Source organism: Proteus sp. fly-1008 (genome assembly GCF_040140305.1).
GTDB lineage: Bacteria > Pseudomonadota > Gammaproteobacteria > Enterobacterales > Enterobacteriaceae > Proteus > Proteus vulgaris_B.
Genome location: NZ_JBEEWH010000002.1, coordinates 383,998 through 405,251, shown reverse-complemented (window position 1 = coordinate 405,251; position 21,254 = coordinate 383,998). Strand labels below are relative to the sequence as shown.

The window sequence follows — 21,254 nt, the reverse complement described above, 5'->3', positions numbered from 1 at the left end:
GTTAGATTATTGTTATTCGCAATTGAGAAAAAGAATTATTACAATTTACTATTATTATAAAATAATAGCTAAAGAGTTGCCTCTGGTGCATTGGATTGATGTTTATTTCGACGATAAAAAGTACCTTAAAGTAGATGTTTTGTAGAATTACATTTATTTGTCTTATGTGTTTTTACTTAAAAAACTATAAAGATAATGAATAAACATAAAATGAAACGCCTCTTTAATTAGGGAGAAATTTGTCTGTTGAAGAGGATGCGAGTAAACTGCACGCTTTGTTTTCTGTTGGAGTTTTTTGTTCATGAGTGATATCGCGGATTGGCAGCCAAGCGCCTCAATCGCCAACTTACTGAAAAAGGCGAAAATAGTCAGTAATATTAGGCGTTTTTTCGCTGATCGTGGTGTGTTAGAAGTTGAAACACCTATGATGAGTCAGGCTACCGTTACCGATGTTCATCTTTTCCCATTTGAAACTCAATTTGTCGGGCCAGGTGCTTCACAAGGGCTAAAACTTTATTTGATGACAAGCCCTGAATATCACATGAAGCGTTTATTAGCGGCAAACAGTGGGCCTATTTATCAAATGGGGCGTTGCTTCCGTAATGAGGAAGCCGGTAGATATCATAATCCGGAATTTACGATGCTAGAATGGTATCGTCCTTGTTTTGATATGTACCGGTTGATGAATGAAGTCGATGATTTATTGCAAGAAGTGTTAGATTGTGAAGCGTCAGAATCACTCTCTTATCAACAAGCATTCTTGCGCTATCTTGATATCGATCCTTTATCAGTTGATAAAGAAAAATTACGAGAAGTGGCAGCAAAACTAGATTTATCAAATATTGCAGATACTGAGGAAGATAAAGATACACTGCTTCAGTTGTTATTTGTCTCTGGAGTTGAGCCACATATCGGTTTAGAAAAACCAACCTTTATCTATCATTTCCCTGCGTCACAAGCGTCATTGGCTGAGATTAGTTCAGAAGATCACCGTGTTGCAGAGCGCTTTGAAGTCTATTTTAAAGGTGTGGAGTTAGCAAATGGATTCCGTGAGCTAACAGATGCGCAAGAACAACGCCATCGCTTTGAACGTGATAATCGCCAGCGAGTGGCAATGGGATTACCTGAGCAACCTATTGATGAGCGCTTTTTAGCTGCCCTTGAAGCAGGATTACCAGAGTGTTCTGGTGTTGCTTTGGGTGTTGATCGTCTCATTATGTTGGCGCTTGGTGTCGATCGTCTTAGTGATGTGATTGCATTCCCTGTTTACAGAGCATAAGCTCACCTATCGATGAAGATTAAAAAAGAGAGCCAAGGCTCTCTTTTTATTTTTTAGATTTTCGGCTTTGTCTTCGTTTTTCTTCTGCTTCAAGTGCTTTTTCTTGAAACTTTGCAAACTTATCTCCTGTTACGTCTTTCATATAGCGATAATTAATAAACCAAAACGTAATGCACGAAAATAAAATAACCCACCAAATTAAAAGTAGTTTTAATGAAGAATTAACGCCTAGCATTAAATTAAAGCTAATTAAGACCATTAAGCTGACAAAGATCGAGCTAAATAGCCCACCAGCAATTTGCGACATATATTTTTTTAAAGGAGTGATACTTATTAATGGCAAAATAATGGCCATAGAAAACAGCACGCCAAATGTGGCAAACATAATAATCGAAATAGGTTCATCAAAGCTTAAAAACCAATCCGTTATACCAAAAAAAGAAAAAGGAATTTCTATCATGATATTACCTCCCTACTAGGGTAAAAAAGAGGGATATCTTTAAATTTAAAAATAAATGTAAATAACACATTAGGGAAAATATGTATTTCAGTATTATAGAGAGTCACGGATTGATTGAAGAATTCTCGTCTGTCAGCTATGCATTCTTCTAGTTCTTTCGCTTGTATTTGTAATAGGTGTAAGTTTTTTCCACTGATAAGTTCAGGGTAATTTTCAGCAATGATGAGTGATTTTTTTATTTGAGGTAATAACTGATTAGCTAAATCAACTTTTTGGTCTAATACATCTGCGCGTAAATAGTGATCTCTATTTTCAGCTAATTTTTCAAATAAGGCCTTCTCATGCTCCATCGCTTTTTGTGTAATCACTATCAGCATGGGGATCAAATCAGCTTGTTTTTTTAATAAAACATCAATATTTGCAAAGGCTTTATAACAATTATTCTTTAACATCACCATGTTGTTATAAATCATCACTAATTGGCGTATTAAGAAATAAACCAAAGTGAGAATAAAAATGATGAAAATAAGCCATTCCATATAATTAATTACCAAGGAAGAGAAGTATTATTAAAATAAAGCGTTAGTATGCCGTTTTGATAATCCATTGGTATCACTAGAATGGAAAGGATAACAAAAAGAGCAATGATAACGATAGTGGTCGCGTTGCGACGAAAAGGGCGCGCTTTGTTCCAACTAACAACATAATCTTGTGGCGATAAACCCAGTAGGTAATGAGGTGCTTTACGTGTGATAACCACTTCGCCATTGATAGACTCTGCATGACCAATTAATAAATACGTTGTGTTTGCTCCTAAGATGTACTCTTTAAAACGTTTATTATTATATTCAAGATCCTGATGAGGCTTGATACCAAGGTGAACAAAAGGAGTATCTTCTGCGAGCACTTGGATTGATCCCGTATCATCGCTCATCGTGAAATTATGGATCTTCTTTTCACAGAGTGTTTGGTGATAGCTTTTTTTGCCTTCTTTGTCTGTGGATATATCATATTCATAATAGAAGTAGCCATAACACTCTTTTTGGCCTAATCGACTACTTAAGATTTTCCCTGCGGTTATCTTACCTTCAATTTCAACAAGCCCAATGGCCAAAGAGCGGATCTTTGATGTTGCTAGAATTTTTTGAAAGCGTAAAAAACGTTTTTCAGGAGTTCTTTTGACGATTTGGTAAACGAACATTAAAACGAAACTTAAAAAGAACAATCTTTGGTCAATAAACAAGCTGAAGCTTAAACTCAACAATAAAAGGCTAATAAATACAGTGTTTATCAGTGCCGAAAATTTAGAGTTTCCTTCATTTTGCAATTGATGATAATTCTTTATCGCTTTTTCACCAATATTAGCAATATGGGTTGAAATGCCATAGGCAAATAGCAAAATAACAGAGAACGCAATACCAGAAATAAGATTAACAACGGAGTCTTCGCCACTAGGATATAAGTTAGTTTCTCGCGAAAAAAACAGGTATTTTCCGGCAGCAAAAGCGATCCCTAAAAAAGGAATAATACTCAAACTGTTCTTCTTTTTTTGAGTACGTTTGCTGCGTAAAAAATAGATTAATACGCCTACAGCACAGCCGATAAAAAAATAAATTAACACTGTAACCTATCCTTAATGCGGTTATTTAAATTGCTGTCATTTAAAATGAATACCATCAAATTTGATTTCTTCTTTTGGTATTTCTAGCAATTGCATACGTTCAAAGCGGAAAAGGCCAGCAATTAAGCTATCAGGAAACATCTCTATTGCGGTGTTGTAGTTGGTAGTTGCATCATTAAAGCCTTCACGGCGTTGAGCAATTTTATTTTCTACATCACTAACACCCGTTTGAAGTAATGCTAATTGTTCACCTGAAATTAACGTAGGATAATTTTCAGCAAGGGCAATCATGCCACGCAATGCGGTATTCATCTCATTTGATGCGCTGATTTTTTCATTAATATTTTGTGCTTTAAAGTAGCGTTGTCTTGCGTCGCTTAATGCAATAAATACACTTTTTTCGTGCTCCATGGCTTTTTCAGCTACAGCCATTAATTGAGGAATTTGGTCTGCTCGTTGTTTTAAAATAACGTCAATATTCGCAAATTGATTACTGACTTGGTTACGCGTCGCAATAAGACGATTATAAATTGAAATACCCCAACTAATAAAAAGAACGATAAGAACGAGTAAAATAATGGCCATTATTGTCATTGTGATCCCTTCTTTTAATCAATATTTAAGAAATGATAATAGCTAACTCAAAAAGTTATTTTGGTTTTTTAATTAAATTATTAGAGTAACTTAAAGAAAGATGAAGAAATATACAATCAGAAAGGGCGCAAATAGCCTACTCTTTCAAAAGAAAGAGTAAAATACTTGTCATACTTCAAGTTGCAGCGTTGTTGACGCCGTTTACTCGCGCTAGTCACATACTCATGTATGCTCCTAGCGTTTCGTTCACTTGTCGCCTAGCTGCACCTTGAATTATTTAGGGTGTAAATAAAATGCGATGAATTATTTGGCTTGTTTTTGTAAGAACTTAACCCCTAAATCAGGGAAGTCTGTAAAGACACCTTCAGCGCCTGCTTGGTTATAAATAATGTCATAAAGCTGGTCACCATCTTTTGCGTATTTAGGAAGTTTATCAATACGAACAGTAAACGGATGAATAGTCAGTTTATTAGCATGGGCATCAGCAGACATACCGGTTAAGGTGATTTTTTCTGGCGTTGAGTTTTCTTCCACTAACATATGGTAATCAGGACCAATTCCATCAGCATAAGTGGCAATCTCTTTCATTGCACCCGGCTTAAACATCCATTCATAGCTGTAGTTTGTCCATGTGCCGTCGGGCTGTTTCTCATAAGTCTCATTCCAGTCGGTATAAGCAATTAACTGAACAAGTTTTAAGTCCATGCCCATTTTTGGCATCAATTCTGTTTTGATGCGTTTTAGGTCGTTAGCATCGAATGATTGCAGATAAACATTATCGGTTTTTTTCGTATAACCGTACTGTTTAAGCACTTCTAGTACTTTGGTGGTAATGTCTTTACCTTCTTGTTCATGGAACCAAGGGGCTTTAATTTCAGGGTAAATACCAATGTCTTGACCCGTAGATTTATTTAAACCCTGAATAAATTCAATTTCTTCTTGGAAGGTATGCACACGAAAATCAGATTTCCCCATCGGGAAACGATTTGGATAACTTTGGACTTTTTTACCGTCAACGATATCGAAGCCTTCGGTAAATTTCAGTCCTTTGATCTCTTCAAGCGTAAAGTCGATAGCATAGTAGCGACCGTCTTTTCTTGCTCTATCAGGGTAACGCTCAGCCACATCTGTTACACGATCAAGATAGTGGTCATGTAAGACAACCAATTCATTATCTTTGGTCATCACCAAGTCTTGTTCTAGATAATCTGCACCTTGCGCATACGCTAATGCTTTAGCAGGAAGCGTATGTTCAGGCAAGTAACCACTTGCACCACGGTGAGCGATAACGACTTTATCACTTGCCGCTTGTGCGATTGCACTTAAAGATAGAGTTAAAAGAACGCCTGCAACTAACGGTTTTAGTCTAAAAGATGTACTCATAAAGCTGCTCCATTTTAATTCTACGTACAATAATGTTATGTACAGTTGGCAATAAAAAAGCCACATCAAATAACGGATGTGGCTTGGTTTTTAGAGATGAGATTTAATCAATTTCATAAATAATCAGTTAGCGATTATTCGTACTTCTGAAGCATTTCACGTTTGTGTTTGGTTTCAGTAACCATCACGATAAGTAATAACACAACAGACAGTGCACTACCGCCGATCATGACCATAAAGCCGCCATCCCAGCCGAAGTAGTCAACGGTGTAACCTACGATAGCACTCGCTGCAACAGAACCACCTAAGTAACCGAATAGTCCAGTAAAGCCGGCTGCTGTACCTGCTGCTTTTTTCGGTGCAAGCTCAAGGGCATGCAGACCAATCAACATAACAGGGCCGTAGATTAAGAAACCGATGATTAACATACACGCCATATCAACATTCGGGTTACCCGCTGGGTTCATCCAGAATACGATAGTTGCGATAGTTACTAAGGTCATAAAGAACACACCTGTTGCACCACGGTTACCTTTGAACACTTTATCCGACATCCAACCACACAGCAGTGTGCCCGGAATACCTGCGTATTCGTATAAGAAGTAAGCCCATGATGATTTATCCATTGCAAAGTGTTTTACTTCACGCAGATAAGTCGGTGACCAGTCCAGCACGCCGTAGCGCAGTAAGTAAACGAACACGTTCGCAATCGCAATCATCCACAGAAGTTTGTTAGGGAACACATACTTCATAAAGATTTCTTTTGCAGTCAGTTCTTGTTCGTCAGTTTCTTTATAATCAGGTGGATAGTCGTTTTTGTACTCTTCAATTGAAGGTAAACCACATGATTGAGGGGTATCGCGCATTAATGCGAATGCAATCATAGCAACTAAGATCGCGGCAAATGCTGGCATATATAACGCTGCTTTCCAGTCGTTAAACCACGCCATACCTAATAAGAACAGTAATGGAGGTAAGCCACCGCCAACGTTATGTGCACAGTTCCAAATCGAAACGATACCGCCACGTTCTTTCTGTGACCACCAGTGCACCATGGTACGTCCACAAGGAGGCCAACCCATACCTTGGAACCAACCACAAAGGAACAACAGAACGAACATTATCATAATGCTCGAAGTTGCCCATGGTACAAAGCCCATAAATAGCATCACTAGAGACGCTAAAATAAGACCTGCTGGTAAGAAATAACGAGGGTTAGCGCGGTCAGAGAATGAGCCCATGATAAACTTAGAGAAACCGTAAGCAATCGAGATCCCTGATAAAGCAAAACCTAGGTCACCTTTAGAAAACCCTTCTTCTACGAGGTAAGGCATTGCTAACGCAAAGTTTTTTCTTACTAAATAATAAGCAGCATAACCGAAGAAAATCCCCATAAAGATCTGCCAACGTAGGCGACGATAGACAGGATCTATCTGCTCTTTTGGCAAACGCGCTTTATGTGGCGCAGGTCTAAACAGACTTAACATATTAGCCTCCGATGGCTTTTATTTTAATATGTTGATATTAAATAATGACAAAACGAACAGTGAAATTATCAAAAAATTTTCTTTAACGAACTTAATAGTAAACTTATACAATCAAATTTACTGTGAGGTATTACTCAGTTGTCGAATAATTTTTCAAGATGTGCAATTTTGAGTGATATGTTAACTTTATCAAATACTTTTTGTTAAATAATTTGTGATTAGTATCACATATGTGGTTTTAATTTTTCACTCGTGAGCGTTTCTCTTTCGTTTTTGCTCATTATCAAACATTAACCACACTTTTTGTGTATCTTATACACTATAATTAACGCTAAAGAATAATTAAGCGTTTGCTGAATGTAATGTGAGAGGGCATCTCTATGATGAGCGGTTCACCAGTGACAGAAACAGATGTCATTATTATTGGCGGAGGAGCAACCGGTGCAGGCATGGCAAGAGACTGTGCACGCCGTGGATTACGTTGCGTTCTGCTAGAAAGACACGATATTGCAACCGGTGCAACCGGTCGAAATCATGGGTTGTTACACAGTGGTGCGCGTTATGCAGTAACCGATCCTGAGTCAGCACGTGAGTGTATTGAAGAGAATATGATCTTAAAACGGGTCGCTCGTCATTGTGTAGAAAAGACGGATGGCCTTTTTATTACCCTGCCTGAAGATTCTTTAGAGTTTCAACAGACTTTTATTCAATCTTGCCAAGCAGCAGGTATTGATGCTCAAGCTATTTCACCCGAAGAAGCTATTCGCTTAGAGCCTTCTGTTAACCCGAATTTAATCGGTGCAGTTAAAGTACCTGATGGCACAGTCGATCCTTTTCGTTTAACCGCGGCAAATATGTTAGATGCTCGCGAACATGGCGCACAAGTCCTGACTTATCATGAAGTCGTTGGTCTTATTCGTGAAGGTGACCGTGTTAAAGGTGTCAAAGTTTACGATCATCAAACGAAAAGAATGTATGAAATTCGCGCACAAATTGTGGCGAATGCTGGCGGTATTTGGGGACAAAAAATTGCTGAATACGGTGAATTAAAAGTTCGAATGTTCCCAGCAAAAGGTGCATTACTGATTTTAGGTCATCGCATTAACAATATGGTGATCAATCGTTGTCGTAAACCTGCCGATGCCGATATTTTAGTGCCTGGCGATACGATTTCATTAATTGGTACAACTTCAACACGTGTACCTTACGATGAAATTGACAATATGTATGTCACTCCTGAAGAAGTCGATATTCTTATTCGTGAAGGTTCAATGTTAGCGCCAAAACTGGCTCAAACTCGAATTCTACGTGCTTATGCTGGTGTACGTCCTTTAGTGGCAAGTGATGATGATCCATCAGGCCGTAATGTTAGCCGTGGTATTGTTTTACTCGACCATGCGCAACGTGATGGATTAGAGGGCTTTATTACCATTACGGGCGGTAAATTAATGACTTACCGTTTAATGGCCGAATGGGCGACAGATAAAATATGTGAGAAATTAAATGTCTCTGCGAAATGTACCACTGCAGAAGAAGCATTACCTGGCTCTCGCCAATCTGCGGAGCAAGCATTACGTAGCGTTGTTTCATTACCTGCACCAATTCGTGGTTCAGCGGTTTATCGCCATGGTGATTTAGCGAATAAATTACTGAGCAATGAACGTATTGATAAAAGCTTAGTATGCGAATGTGAAGCGGTAACAGCGGCCGAAGTTCGCTATGCGGTTAACTCTTTAACAGTTAATAACTTACTTGATTTGCGTCGTCGTACTCGTGTGGGTATGGGAACTTGCCAAGGTGAACTTTGTGCTTGTCGTGCTGCTGGATTATTAAACCGTTTACAAGTTACTACTCCTCACGAATCAGAGCAGCAACTTGCTCATTTCTTGAATGAGCGTTGGAAAGGTATTCGACCAATTGCTTGGGGCAATGCATTACGTGAAAGTGAGTTTACCAGTTGGGTTTATCAAGGTTTATGTGGTTTAGATGCAGATATGATTGAAAAAACAGCTTCAGCGGAGGCAGATAATGAAATTTGACGTCATCATTATAGGTAGCGGACTGGCAGGGTTAACTGCGGGTATTCGTCTTGCCGAAGCCGGTAAGTCTTGTGCAATCATTAGTAATGGTCAAAGTGCGTTGCATTTTTCATCAGGTTCACTGGATTTATTAACTCATCTTCCTGATGGAACAGCGGTGACTCAGCCTAAAAAAGCTCTGGCAACGTTAGCAGAGTTAGCGCCAAAACACCCTTATAGCCGTATTGGTGAAATTCAAGTTTCAACTTTAATTGAACAAGCTCAGGCATTGTTGGCAAGTACAAGTGGTCTTGAGTATCAAGGTAGTGGTGATGAAAACCATTATCGTATTACGCCAGTAGGGCGCTCTCGTATGAGTTGGATGAGTCCAAAGCGAGTTCCTATTCATGGTATTGATAAAGCATTACCATGGAAAAAGTTGGCCGTGGTAGGAATTGAAGGTTTCTTAGATTTTCAACCTCAATTTGCAAGCAATACGCTTAATGAGCAAGGTGTTGAAGCAATTCCTTATCATATCCACTTACCGTTATTAGATAGATTGCGTGATAATCCAAGTGAATTTAGAGCAGTTAATATTGCGCGTTATTTAGATAAACCTGAAAACACACAAGCGTTAGCTGACGAACTGAAAAAGCATGTTGACGACAGTGCTGAGGCGATTATTTTACCTGCATGTATTGGGCTTGATGCTGAAGAGCCTGTGACATTACTGCAACAGTTAGTAGGTAAACCGATTTGTCTATTACCAACATTGCCACCTTCTCTATTAGGAATTCGTCTACATCAAGCATTAAAACTGCGTTTTCAAAAAGCGGGCGGTTTAATTATGCCAGGTGATCGCGCAGAGGAAGTTGACTTAGTGGGTAACACTGTTACAGGCGTTCACACTAGAAATCACACTGATATTCCTATTCGTAGTGAGCATGTGGTATTAGCAACGGGTAGTTTTTTCAATAATGGCTTAATTGCCGAGTTCGATCGTGTTTATGAGCCTTTAATGGAGCTGGATTTGTTAGAGGTATTACCTCGTAATGAGTGGACGCAAGAGAATGTCTTTGCGAAACAGCCCTATATGCGCTTTGGTGTTAATACCGATAGCCAATTAAGGCCCATGAAATATGGTGAAGTATTAGACAATGTCTATGCTGTGGGTGCTGTGTTAGGTGGATTTGATCCGCTAAATGAAGGCTGTGGTGCTGGTGTTTCAATGATTAGTGCTCTTTATGCCGCGCAACAAATTTTACAGCATCATAAATCAGAACAGACCACATCTGCGGTTGTGGAGGCAGCACAATGAGTTTACAAGATAACAGTTTTGAAGCTTGCATTAAGTGTACAGTTTGTACCACTTACTGCCCAGTTGCAAAAGTAAATCCACTTTATCCTGGTCCTAAACAAGCAGGTCCTGATGGTGAGCGTTTACGCTTAAAAGATCCGATGCTTTATGATGAAGCATTGAAATATTGCACTAACTGTAAGCGTTGTGAAGTTGCATGTCCGTCAGATGTAAAAATTGGTGATATCATTTCGCGAGCGAAACTGAACTACAATACCAAAACACCTAAAATTCGTGATGCTATTTTAAGTCATACGGATTTAATGGGAACATTATCCACACCAATGGCGCCGATAGTAAATACTATTACCGGATTAAAACCAGTCCGTAAAATCTTGGATAAAGCGCTTAAAATCGACCATCGTCGTGAATTACCAAAATACTCTTTTGGTACATTTAGAACATGGATGAAAAAACAAGCTGAAGAGCAGGCACGCTTTAAAGATCAAGTTGCTTTCTTCCATGGTTGTTATGCTAACTATAACCACCCACAATTAGGGAAAGATTTAGTTAAAGTATTCAACAAAATGGATATTGGTGTTCAGTTATTAAAACGTGAAAAATGCTGTGGTGTTGCATTAATTGCGAATGGTTTTGTTAAACAAGCCAAAAAACAAGCCGCTGTGAACCTTGAATCTCTGACAGAAAAAATTGTTGAAAACAATATTCCTGTTGTTGCAACATCATCAACCTGTACTTTCACTATTCGTGATGAGTATGAACATATCCTTGATGTTGATACATCAAAAGTACGTGAAAATATCGAATTAGCGACACGTTATATTTATCGCTTACTGGAAGATGGTCGTGAATTACCACTGAAACATACCCCGTTAAAAGTGGCATATCACACTCCTTGTCATATGGAAAAAATGGGATGGACGGCATATTCCATTGATTTAATTAAACGTATCCCTGGTGTTGAGGTGATTGTTCTTGATTCTCAATGCTGTGGTATCGCCGGAACTTATGGTTTTAAATCTGAAAACTACGATGTTGCTCAAGGTATTGGGGCGGGCTTATTCCGTCAAATTGAAGAGAGTGGATGTGATCTCGTTATTACAGACTGCGAAACCTGTAAATGGCAAATTGAGATGTCAACAACGAAAAAATGTGAGCACCCCATTAGTTTATTGGCAAGAGCATTATAAGTATTGCCTATCCGATAATAAAAAAGTAATTGATTACTAAGATAACAAGCAGCTAGGGAGTAAAAGAGGATCTTTTATTCCCTTTTTTTATTTTTAATAAAAAAACATGTGAAATATAAGAATATAAGAAAATAAGGAAATTAAATAACCTGATATTGTGGAGCACAGGTTATTTAAATATTTTTATTTTTTAATGAGAGATATAGGTATTTTGGTAAAGCCAAATATTTTGGACTTTTTTAAGTGTGATATTTTGCCCATTAGTCAGCGATAATGCCTGTTTTCCGGCCTCATTAATAATGGGGATATCTAATGCATTTGCTAATAAAGTTGTGTTAGATAGTGGATTCCCATGGCTTAATAAAATTCCTTTAATTCTATGGGTATCAAGTGCAATTAATGTGGAGGGATGAAGTTGTTTTGTCACTAGAATAGCATTTGGATAGGGAGGCGGCGTCATTGGTGGTGGTGCTGACGTCAAATAGCGCAGTAATCGAGATAAAATATCATCTAAATCACTTTCTCTGGCACGCATATTATCATCATCCATTTGCGCATAAGTATCTATTAAATCAATAAATGTCTGTTGTAGGGCAAACTCAGCATTACAGTGATGTTTACTTATCATGCTACACACTGTTAGTTGTAATTCTGCATTTTCTAATAAGAAACGATGACTAGAAAAAATATGAGTATATTGCTCGCCAATCTTGCGATAGGTTTCTTCGGTTAACCAGTCTATATCCTTTTTGGAGCGCTCAATGGCTTTTACGAGACGTTTTTGCTCTTCAAGTAATAAGTGAGCGGATATTTCTTTACGAGGGATCACGAAACGATGATAAGGGTATAGCCAAACAGGTGCGGTTATAGTTCTGACAGGTTCGTAATTAGTATTTTTGGGGTGAATGTTAAAGTTAGGGAGATTTTCTCCTAATTGAAGTTTCTTTATCGTAATGGTTTTATGTGCTGCTTTTTCTGCTTCTTCAAGAGAAGCACCGAGCGCAATGCTATTGGCTGCCGCTAGTGTTCCCTCAACGATAGGGGCAGAGCTTAATGCGACGTTAGCTGCAATGGCATGCTCTAGATTCGCGATTGCAAGTGCGGCATTTTGCGCTGAATGATAAGTATCAAGTAAAACGAGTACACCTTGTTTGCTATAACACTTTTTGATTGCTGTGAGTATAGTTTCTGGAGATACTTCATTTGTGAGATCTAAAGGTGTTTGATTATTGGTCGCAATGGCAATTTTTACTTGGCGATCTACAGTCTGATTAACGAGTTCTTTAATACCATTGGCAAGCGTAAGGCTCTTTGAAACTAATACGATACTGACCATAAAGCACCCTTTTTTGTAAATGCAAACAGGGAGATAAACACTCCCTGTTTACTCAGGCTTTAATAAAGCCATTCCCGTCCTAATTGGTCGGCAGTTAAAATTGCGGCGTAAACTTTATCTGAATCAACATCAAATGGCATGTTGTAAATTGTCTCACCTTCAGCACAACTTAACTCAGCCACTGCCATGATTTTTTCATTCAGCTCATCACCTGTGGCATTGATACCTAATTCTTCTAAGGTGACAGGCAATCCCACTAAAATACAGAAGTCGAGAAATTCTTCTAATTCTTCTAATGGGCTATTTTCTAACACTAATTGCACTAATGTACCAAAGGCAACTTTTTCGCCATGATACATATGGTGACACTCTTCTAGCGCAGTAAATCCATTATGAATAGCATGAGCAGCAGCAAGGCCTGCACTTTCGAAACCAATACCACTTAGAAATGTATTGGCTTCGATAATATTTTCGACTGCCGTTGTACAAACACCTCGGCTTACTGCAAGTTTTGCTTTATAGCCATCCTCTAAAAGGGTGTTATAGCAAAGTTCAGCTAAAGCAAGCGCTGCAAGTGTTGATTTACCACCTGCCATGGTTTGTTTTTGTGCGTTGCTACAGGCTCTTGCTTCAAAGTAAGTTGCTAAAGCATCACCCATACCTGCAACTAATAAACGGGCAGGCGCAGAAGCGATAACATTGGTATCCATAACAACCACATCAGGGTTGGTTGGGTAAAATAGATAGCTATCGAATGCACCGAGCTCTGTATAAATGACAGAAAGGGCACTGGTTGGCGCATCAGTGGAGGCAATGGTAGGGGATATCACGACAGGGAGCTGGCATTTATAAGCAACAGCCTTGGCGGTATCGAGTGTTTTACCACCACCAACGCCGATGATCACAAGCGAGGCTTGTGCTTTTGCGAGTTCAGATAACCGATTGATTTCGTTGTGTGTGCATTCACCATTAAACAGCTCGAAATGCCCATTTACTTCGTATTGAGACAGACTGTCTTTAACGGTACTCCCGACTAACTCCATGACAAATTTATCGGCAATAATCAGTGCTCTATCGCCAAAAGGTTTCGCATATTTACCAATATGGTACAACGCATCAGGCCCTTGAATATATTTAGAGGGAGATTGAATAACTTTTAACATAATAGACTCCTACTGTTTATTGGTGAAACGAGAGAAAATCTGTATGTGATGTATTAATGCGTGAGTGACAATAATACTCTTATTGTCTCTCCATCATACTTGATATGCTGTGATATTAATTAAGAATATAAATATTTTAATAAAAATAGTACGTTCATTGAAAAATAGGCTTTTTTTGTATGAAAAATTATTTTAAATAAAAAATAATATTGGCGTATTCGTCAATATTATTAGAAGGTCTTATGAATCAAATAAAAGCTCTAGGGCATGGTGCTCCATTTTTTGCACATTTAAAGAAATTAACGATAGTTGAGAGTGAGAGTAAATCTAGATTTATCTCAATGTCTGTTTCAACAGGTTTGATGGACGATTATGTTAAAGAAATAAATAAACATATTTCTGCGGTATCTAATACTTCAACCATGTTAATACTGCAATCTTGTTATAGTGCAATGGGAGGGCGATGTTCCAGTGCGCAATATATGGCAAATAGATTGAATATAAAAGTCGCTGGATTTAATGGTAAAACAAATGAAACAGGAAATATGACATTAACCAGTGACTGTAAAAAGAAAGTATTCACACCTCAAACATCATCGTTAGCAAAAGCTATTACATCAATTGGTTACCATATAGGATATAAGTGCATAAAAATATTGATGACATTTAAAAAAACAACAAATTGATGATTTATTTATTCTCTCATTCTCAATAGAGAGAATGAGAGAATTTATTAGTGAACTTCCACGTAATCTTGTTTTTTATTTTCTTGTGCGAAAAAGTGACGCAAAATAAAATTCAACAAAACACCATATGCAGGCAAGAAGAACAGCATACAAATGGTCAATTTAAACACATAGTCAACCAATGCAATTTCTACCCAATTCGCCGCCATAAATGCGTCTGTACTACGGTAAAAGGCAATAAAGAAGAAGGCGAGTGTGTCGAGTAAATTACCAAAGAACATCGCTGCACTTGGTGCTACCCACCATTTTTGTTGTTGTCTTAAACGATTAAAGACAGACACATCCATTATTTGACCTAGCACATAAGCCATAAAGCTTGCTGTTGCGATCCTTGCCACCATGATGTTGAAATCAGTGAGTGAGGCAAAGCCTTGCCAACTTCCTTGGAAAAAGAGCGTTGAGATCAGGTAAGAAATCGCTAATGCAGGGAGCATAACAGCGGTAATAATGCGTCTGGCAAGTGGTGCGCCATAAATACGAACCGTTAAATCTGTTGCCAGAAAAATAAACGGAAAAGTAAAGGCACCCCAAGTGGTATGGAAACCAAAAATGGAGATAGGTAACTGCACAAGATAGTTACTGGATGTAATTATCAGGATGTGGAACAAAGAAAGCCATAATAGCGCCACCGCTTTTTGGCGGGGAGTAAACGTATACATAAATTGTACCTTTTTAGTGATTGGGGTGAGGGAACCCAATAAAACAGTGATTTATCTCTTCAATGAGAGGATGCGCATAATACGCCTGTTGCGCAACAAAAGCAAAGGTTAGAGGGAATACCTTTGTGCTTAATGTGCCGTGATGTGAACACGAAAGAGAGATATAATAATGGCATCTGTCAGTGTAAGAAAAATGGTTAATAGAATGAATGCTCAATTTGACGATGCAACTAAAACATTAGATACGCTAGGCCTACGTTGCCCTGAGCCAGTAATGTTAGTGCGTAAAACCATAAGAAATATGGCATTAGGTGAGACACTTTTAGTGATTGCGGATGATCCTGCCACAGTGCGTGATATTCCCGGCTTTTGCCGTTTTATGGAACATGATTTATTAAATCAAGAGACTGAATCTGCACCTTATCGCTATTTGATCCGTAAAAAAGAGAGCAATCTGTAATTTATGCTGTAAATATTGCTTATCTTTGCGCTAAAAAATAACCCAAACCCCAGATTAACTGAGGTTTGGGTTTTGTTATTTTAGCGTGCTTACTCTTTATGTGAGGCGTTAATTTTGACTCTTAACAGTCTTACTGCATTGGCAGTAACCAGTGCTGTTGCGCCGGAGTCAGCAAGAACTGCAACCCAAAGCCCAGTTATACCTAATAAGCTGGTCACTAAGAATATGGCTTTTAAGCCCAGTGCTATTGTAATATTTTCACGAATAATTTTACGAGTAGCACGAGATAGCTTAATAATTTCAGGCAAGCCCGTTAAACGGTTATGCGTCAAGGCAGCATCAGCAGTTTCAAGCGCAACGTCAGTACCGCTTCCCATTGCAACACCAATGGTTGCCGCCTTCATTGCTGGTGCGTCATTGATACCATCGCCCACCATCATGGTGTTATGTGTTTTGCTGATTTCCATTACTGAAGTGACTTTATCTTCAGGTAGTAATCCTGCTCGGAAATCCATACCTAGTTTTTTCGCAATAGCCGCGGCTGCTCTTGGATTATCACCCGTTAGCATTACGGCATTGATATTCATCTCTTTCAATAACTTCATTGATTCGACAGCATCATTGCGTAAGGTATCTTGCATAGCAATAACACCAATAAGCTGACTCTCTTTTAATACGACAACAACGGTTTTGCCTTCGTCTTCAAGACGCGCAACTTCTTGTTGCCACTGAGAAGAGAGTGACGTGGCTTCTGATAACTGCGAAGGCGCACTCACTAGAATATGTTGGCTATTTAAATAACCTTCAATTCCTTTGCCCGCTAAAGCTTTGCGATCTTCAGCTTCAACAACAAGTACACCGTTTTCTTGCGCCTTATTGATAATAGCTTTTGCTAATGGGTGATGAGAGCCAATTTCTACGGATGATGCAAAAGTTAGGATATCTTTTTCATTAAATCCGGTTTCAGCCACAACATCAGTAACTTGAGGTTTCCCTTCTGTTAATGTGCCAGTTTTATCTAGTGCGACAGTATTAACTGTACCTAATTGTTCTAATGCTGCGCCACCTTTGATCAGTGCTCCGCGCTTAGTTGCTGCCGCTAATGCTGAAGTAATTGCTGCGGGTGTTGAGATAACTAAAGCACAAGGACAACCAATCAGTAATAGCGTTAAGCCGCGATAAATCCATGTTTCCCAAGGTTGTGAGAACAACAGTGGTGGAACAATAATAACCAGCGCAGAGAACAGCATAATCGCAGGTGTATAGTAACGGCTAAAGCGGTCAATAAAGCGTTCAATTGGAGCTCTGCGCTCTTCAGCTTCTTCAATCAATTGCAAAATACGGTCGATAGCATTTTGCCCTTGTTCAGAGACCACTTTCATTTGGACTGATCTATCAACAGATAAACAACCAGCAGCCACTTTTTCGCCTTGTAAACGCTCTACTGGTACGGATTCACCCGTTAATGCACTTTCATCAAAACTTGCAAATGGACTGACTAATTCTGCATCCGTTGGCAACCGAGAACCTGGGGCAATTTCGATAATATCGCCAGGGCGAAGTTGCGCAACAGGAACTGTTTGTTTTTTGCCGTCTTTGACTAATGTTGCTTCTTCTGGCACTAGTGCCATTAATGCACTTACACCACGACGAGCACGGCCTGCAGCGTAAGACTCTAACATTTCGCCAATCATAAACAGCAAAATAACCATTGCTGCTTCTTCGGTAGCATTAATAAATAGTGCACCAATTGCAGCAACGCTCATTAATGTTTCGATAGCAAATGGTGTGCCACTGCGAATAAGTTGTAAGGACTTTTTCACAATGGGGAATAAACCAATTAAGGTTGTTGCAATAAAGGCTGCGCGACCTGCTTGAGGATCAATAAATTCAGTACCCCAGCTAATCACCATTAAAAGTGCCAAGACAATGACAAATGAACTTTCTTTTAAGAAGCTTTGTTTAGCGACTTTTTGAGATTGGGGTGAGGAGAGGTCAAAAAGCTCAAAGCCTGCACTGTTAATTGCAGCAATGACATCAGCACGTAAATCACTATCCGCATCAACAACCAGTTTTTCAGTGGCAAAAAGCACTTTTGCTTGCTTTACGCCTGTGACTTTGAGTGCCGCGGTTTCAATTTTTTGAGCGCAACTTGGGCAATCCATTCCTTGTACTTTCCAGCTAAAGCGTTGTTGTGCAACTTTTTCTGGCTCAATGTTAGAAACAGGGGCGTTGATATCACAGCTTCCATGAGCATGGTTATGCCCATTATGGCTATGATCATGTTCGTGGGAGTGCCCGTGGTGATGCTCATCCTCGCATTCAGGATCACTTTTATCTATCTTGGTATGAGAATGCCCGCTTTCAGTATGTGAGTGCGTACTATTCTCTGAGTGGCCTGAACAGCATTGAGAACTTGAGCAACAAGCATCGGTATGTTTATGATTATCGTGTTGATGAGCATGTTTAGTCATAACTGGCTCTCCTTGTTCAACGAAGTAAAGTTCTAAAGACATTTATTTGATAAGTACTTTACAGCTTGGAGTAGAGTCCAGAGTCAAGGTATGTGACAGAAAATAATTGGCAAAAAGTGCGAATTAAATTAGAAATCTAACCCCTTGATTTAAAGATTTAAATCAAGGGGTTGATGAAAACTAAAGGAATAAGGCTCTAACAATAAAGAAATGCCCAATAAAATAACAGGCACTGACAAGCCCTTTAGAAGCCGAAAATGAGAAGCGGAAGCGGTTGATTAGCCATATTGAGTAAGCAATCACTAACAATAATGAACCTATCATCACTGATAAGTTGTAATCATTGCTTAAGTAGAAAAATTTTTCACCAGCAATCCAAAACATAGCAAATGCAGCTAATAAAGTTAGAGAGGCTGGAATGGCTAATTTATCGAGCTTAGTCCAAACAATAGCTAGAATGATAATGAAAGCAAGAATAACGAATCCAAGTAAAGGAAGATAAAACGAGAGCTGTAATGGTAGTAAAAAACTCACCATATAAAGTATGTAGCTTAGAAAAATCAATGCGAAAGACGGTAGTAAATACTTACCATCAAATATTCTTAGGACATCAGAAAGTAGTGTTGCTAATAACGCACCGACAATCAGGTAACTATTAATATTGTGTTCAGGAACTTGCCATGCCCAAAGTAATAAAAGAAGTAACGTGATAGGACGGAATAACCATCGTTGCCAATTCGGCCCACGATATGCTGCATCAATATAAAGCCATCCTGAGAATAATACTGCGAGAAAAGGCCAACTCATAATATCTTCCTTATATTCAGAACTGTTTTATTATTCATAACAGAAAGCTTAATTTAAGAATAGCGGTTAATGACGAAACTGACAGACTTATTAAAATAATATAAAGCACACTGCTTTTTAATCTATATAACGATAGGAATTAATGTAATGAATAAAGCAGCGATTATCGGTATTGCAGTACTGATCATTATTATCGCATCGGCAACTTATCGTTTTTTTGAACAGCGAAAACAACGAATAAGTGACGATAACTCACCTGTAAAACTTTATATGGTTGAAGTCATTGATAAAAAAGAAATTGCGGCAAATGAACGACGCTCAAGAGAAAATGACGTGAATGGCCCAGAAACAACTTATTATTATCAAGTGACCTTTCGTTTAACCACTGATGAACGTAAAGATTTGGTCTTGAATATTGATAAATCATCTTATCAAAATATCGAACCTGAAATGAAAGGACGTTTGTTTATGCAGGGCAGTCGTTTTGTACAATTTGAAACAGATATGCCAATCGATGAGCAAAATAATAAATAAGCGAAAGTGTTTATAAGATTGGCAACCTCTGGGGTTGATGGGTAACCCCAGATAATTGCGAGGATATACGAAGATGACAGTTATTGTTTCGTTTTATTTTTCTGTTTTTCTTCGTATTCTTTTCGTAGCTCTTTTTGTATTTTTAATAATTCAAAAATACCAAAGAAGAAAATACGAAATTGTAATCCAGTGGAAGGTTTTTGATCTTTAGGCTGACCTGCTTTATACATGACAATTTGTAAACCATGCATAATTACCATAAAAATCAATGCAATATCCATAAAGTATTTTAATGGCTTAGGAAAAGGGGAAATAATATTTAAAAATAGAAAGCCCCAAACGCCGACCATTAAAAGTCGGCCAAAAAAGATTAACATAACAACTCCATAAAAAATTAAGCAGATAAACTGCGAATATAGAGGCGATACGCAACTTGTCCAGCGATCTTCTCTCTATGCAATGTCCAATTGATTGGCAGTGTATAAGTCTGTGCTTTAACTTCTTCCTCAATATAAATATAGCAATCTTGTGCTAACCAACCGTTATTTTCTAATAATTGGACAGTGTCAGACAACATGCCTTTATGAAAAGGAGGATCTAAAAAAACCACATTATAAGGCGTGCCTTGTTTTGCGAGAAAGGATAATGCGCTGTCTTGAATAACATGTCCATTATCAGCATTTAGTAAGGCTAAATTTGCAGTAATTTGTTGAGCAACAGGGCGCTCATATTCGATAAAAGTCGTTTCACGAGCATAGCGAGAAAGGGCCTCAATTCCCAAGCCACCACTACCTGCAAAGCAGTCGAGACAGCGAGCATCTTGGATGATGGGCATAAGCCAATTAAAGAGCGTTTCTTTCACTCTATCGGTTGTTGGTCGTAATCCTTGACTATCGAGAACAGGAAGTTTACGACCACGCCATTTACCCCCAATTATTCTAATTTGTCCCATTGGGGCTTTTTGTGGTTTTTTGGCCATATTATTTTGATTTATATCGTTTAAACGTGATTTCTGGAGTGTCTTTTTGAATAAGGGATATGTGTCTATTGATATCTTGATGACTTCCCTTGATTTAATCCGGAATAATTTACCATAAAATTCGTATAAAAGATGCGTTTATCCATGATCAAATGATAGACTTCATTATTATTTTCAATATCGTCAATGTAATCGCGCCATGATTTAGTGCGAGGAGTTTAGTAGCTAATGGCAAAAGAAAAAAAAGGTTTTTTCTCGTGGCTCGGTTTTGGGCGTAACAAAGAAGAAAATATTGAGCAAGAGAAAGAACAGCAACGCTTAGAAGAAGAGCGTTTAGAAAAAGAACGTTTGGCAAAAGAAGCACAAGAAGAAGCTGTTCGCCAAGCAGAACTAAAAGCGGAGCAAGAACGTTTAGAAGTAGAGCGCCAAGAAGCGCAACGTGTTGTGCAAGATAGATTGGCACAGGAAGCCGAAAAACAACGTTTAGCACAAGAAAAAGCACAACGCCAAGCAGAAATAGATGCAGAACAAGTGCGTCTAGAAGCTGAGCATGCAGAACAAGCACGTCTGGTTCAAGAGGCACAAGCTCAACGCCTTGCGCAAGAAGAAGCCCAGCGCCAAGCAGAGCTGAAAGCAGAGCTGAAAGCAGAGCAAGAGTGTTTAGAAGCACAACGTATCGAACAAGAGCGTCTAGCTCAAGAAGCTGAAACTCAACGCCTTGCGCAAGAAGAAGCCCAGCGCCAAGC

The 21,254-nt window shown here is 38.7% G+C and carries 20 protein-coding genes and 1 pseudogene; 8 read left to right on the top strand and 13 right to left on the bottom strand.

What is annotated here, in order from left to right; translation table 11 throughout:
* Positions 1-301: 301 nt before the first annotated feature.
* Positions 302-1,279 (top strand): elongation factor P--(R)-beta-lysine ligase, encoded by a 978-nt coding sequence (gene epmA / locus ABN256_RS06365; RefSeq protein WP_196554879.1) that lies wholly within the window; start codon positions 302-304, stop codon positions 1,277-1,279.
* A 46-nt stretch (positions 1,280-1,325) separates the two neighbouring features.
* On the opposite strand, the gene ABN256_RS06360 is transcribed toward epmA, so the two are convergent.
* The 6 genes from ABN256_RS06360 to glpT all read right to left on the bottom strand — a co-directional run bounded on the left by ABN256_RS06360 (position 1,326) and on the right by glpT (position 6,824).
* The gene (locus ABN256_RS06360) at positions 1,326-1,739 is read right to left on the bottom strand and encodes a hypothetical protein (protein WP_196554878.1); all 414 of its coding nucleotides are present in this window, start codon (positions 1,737-1,739) and stop codon (positions 1,326-1,328) included.
* The gene (locus tag ABN256_RS06355; protein WP_349439273.1) at positions 1,736-2,278 is read right to left on the bottom strand and encodes a LemA family protein; all 543 of its coding nucleotides are present in this window, start codon (positions 2,276-2,278) and stop codon (positions 1,736-1,738) included. The genes ABN256_RS06360 and ABN256_RS06355 overlap by 4 nt, the downstream gene beginning before the upstream one ends.
* Before the next feature lie 8 nt (positions 2,279-2,286).
* Positions 2,287-3,360, bottom strand: coding sequence for a hypothetical protein (locus ABN256_RS06350; protein ID WP_340894948.1), 1,074 nt, complete (start codon positions 3,358-3,360; stop codon positions 2,287-2,289).
* A 36-nt stretch (positions 3,361-3,396) separates the two neighbouring features.
* Positions 3,397-3,954: a LemA family protein gene (locus tag ABN256_RS06345; RefSeq protein WP_197269588.1), complete on the bottom strand. Its 558-nt coding sequence runs from the start codon at positions 3,952-3,954 to the stop codon at positions 3,397-3,399.
* Positions 3,955-4,257: 303 nt separating this feature from the next.
* On the bottom strand, positions 4,258-5,337 hold the full coding sequence (gene glpQ, locus ABN256_RS06340) for a glycerophosphodiester phosphodiesterase (protein ID WP_072069825.1): 1,080 nt from the start codon (positions 5,335-5,337) through the stop codon (positions 4,258-4,260).
* Positions 5,338-5,471: 134 nt separating this feature from the next.
* Positions 5,472-6,824 carry a glycerol-3-phosphate transporter gene (gene glpT, locus ABN256_RS06335; RefSeq protein ID WP_349439272.1) on the bottom strand — a complete coding sequence of 451 codons (1,353 nt, stop codon included), beginning with the start codon at positions 6,822-6,824 and terminating at the stop codon, positions 5,472-5,474.
* A 380-nt stretch (positions 6,825-7,204) separates the two neighbouring features.
* Between glpT and glpA the strand changes: the two genes are divergently transcribed.
* Genes glpA through glpC form a run of 3 tightly spaced genes read left to right on the top strand, consistent with a single transcriptional unit; the run spans position 7,205 to position 11,350 of the window.
* Positions 7,205-8,863 carry an anaerobic glycerol-3-phosphate dehydrogenase subunit A gene (gene glpA, locus ABN256_RS06330; RefSeq protein ID WP_176694719.1) on the top strand — a complete coding sequence of 553 codons (1,659 nt, stop codon included), beginning with the start codon at positions 7,205-7,207 and terminating at the stop codon, positions 8,861-8,863.
* Positions 8,853-10,160 carry a glycerol-3-phosphate dehydrogenase subunit GlpB gene (gene glpB / locus ABN256_RS06325; RefSeq protein WP_196554875.1) on the top strand — a complete coding sequence of 436 codons (1,308 nt, stop codon included), beginning with the start codon at positions 8,853-8,855 and terminating at the stop codon, positions 10,158-10,160. The genes glpA and glpB overlap by 11 nt, the downstream gene beginning before the upstream one ends.
* Positions 10,157-11,350, top strand: coding sequence for an anaerobic glycerol-3-phosphate dehydrogenase subunit GlpC (glpC, locus tag ABN256_RS06320; protein ID WP_349439271.1), 1,194 nt, complete (start codon positions 10,157-10,159; stop codon positions 11,348-11,350). The genes glpB and glpC overlap by 4 nt, the downstream gene beginning before the upstream one ends.
* A 190-nt stretch (positions 11,351-11,540) precedes the next feature.
* On the opposite strand, the gene ABN256_RS06315 is transcribed toward glpC, so the two are convergent.
* Positions 11,541-12,686, bottom strand: a complete 1,146-nt coding sequence (locus ABN256_RS06315; RefSeq protein ID WP_196554874.1) for a phosphoenolpyruvate-utilizing N-terminal domain-containing protein — start codon at positions 12,684-12,686, stop codon at positions 11,541-11,543.
* A 59-nt stretch (positions 12,687-12,745) separates the two neighbouring features.
* On the bottom strand, positions 12,746-13,849 hold the full coding sequence (locus ABN256_RS06310) for a glycerol dehydrogenase (protein ID WP_349439270.1): 1,104 nt from the start codon (positions 13,847-13,849) through the stop codon (positions 12,746-12,748).
* Between the two features lie 242 nt (positions 13,850-14,091).
* On the opposite strand from ABN256_RS06310, the gene ABN256_RS06305 reads away from it, so the two are divergent.
* On the top strand, positions 14,092-14,535 hold the full coding sequence (locus ABN256_RS06305) for a hypothetical protein (protein ID WP_196554872.1): 444 nt from the start codon (positions 14,092-14,094) through the stop codon (positions 14,533-14,535).
* Positions 14,536-14,582: 47 nt separating this feature from the next.
* On the opposite strand, the gene ABN256_RS06300 is transcribed toward ABN256_RS06305, so the two are convergent.
* Positions 14,583-15,254: a 7-cyano-7-deazaguanine/7-aminomethyl-7-deazaguanine transporter gene (locus tag ABN256_RS06300; RefSeq protein WP_196554871.1), complete on the bottom strand. Its 672-nt coding sequence runs from the start codon at positions 15,252-15,254 to the stop codon at positions 14,583-14,585.
* A 205-nt stretch (positions 15,255-15,459) separates the two neighbouring features.
* On the opposite strand from ABN256_RS06300, the gene tusA reads away from it, so the two are divergent.
* A complete protein-coding gene (gene tusA, locus ABN256_RS06295) occupies positions 15,460-15,714 on the top strand; it encodes a sulfurtransferase TusA (protein WP_069368408.1) in 255 nt (84 codons plus the stop codon).
* An 89-nt stretch (positions 15,715-15,803) separates the two neighbouring features.
* On the opposite strand, the gene ABN256_RS06290 is transcribed toward tusA, so the two are convergent.
* Entirely contained in the window at positions 15,804-18,188 is a 2,385-nt protein-coding gene (locus ABN256_RS06290; RefSeq protein ID WP_196554870.1) for a zinc/cadmium/mercury/lead-transporting ATPase, read from the bottom strand.
* Positions 18,189-18,368: 180 nt separating this feature from the next.
* Positions 18,369-18,995 carry a lysoplasmalogenase gene (locus ABN256_RS06285; protein WP_349439269.1) on the bottom strand — a complete coding sequence of 209 codons (627 nt, stop codon included), beginning with the start codon at positions 18,993-18,995 and terminating at the stop codon, positions 18,369-18,371.
* Positions 18,996-19,142: 147 nt separating this feature from the next.
* Here ABN256_RS06285 and ABN256_RS06280 point away from each other — a divergent pair, with 147 nt between their 5' ends.
* Positions 19,143-19,529 carry a DUF2500 family protein gene (locus tag ABN256_RS06280; RefSeq protein ID WP_196554868.1) on the top strand — a complete coding sequence of 129 codons (387 nt, stop codon included), beginning with the start codon at positions 19,143-19,145 and terminating at the stop codon, positions 19,527-19,529.
* A gap of 80 nt (positions 19,530-19,609) precedes the next feature.
* Here ABN256_RS06280 and ABN256_RS06275 read toward each other — a convergent pair whose 3' ends face one another.
* Positions 19,610-19,906 (bottom strand): DUF1145 family protein, encoded by a 297-nt coding sequence (locus tag ABN256_RS06275; protein ID WP_072069814.1) that lies wholly within the window; start codon positions 19,904-19,906, stop codon positions 19,610-19,612.
* 17 nt (positions 19,907-19,923) lie between these two features.
* Positions 19,924-20,508 carry a 16S rRNA (guanine(966)-N(2))-methyltransferase gene (gene rsmD / locus ABN256_RS06270; RefSeq protein ID WP_196554867.1) on the bottom strand — a complete coding sequence of 195 codons (585 nt, stop codon included), beginning with the start codon at positions 20,506-20,508 and terminating at the stop codon, positions 19,924-19,926.
* Between the two features lie 228 nt (positions 20,509-20,736).
* Here rsmD and ABN256_RS06265 point away from each other — a divergent pair.
* A pseudogene (locus ABN256_RS06265) lies at positions 20,737-21,254 on the top strand (signal recognition particle-docking protein FtsY); the annotation flags it as partial.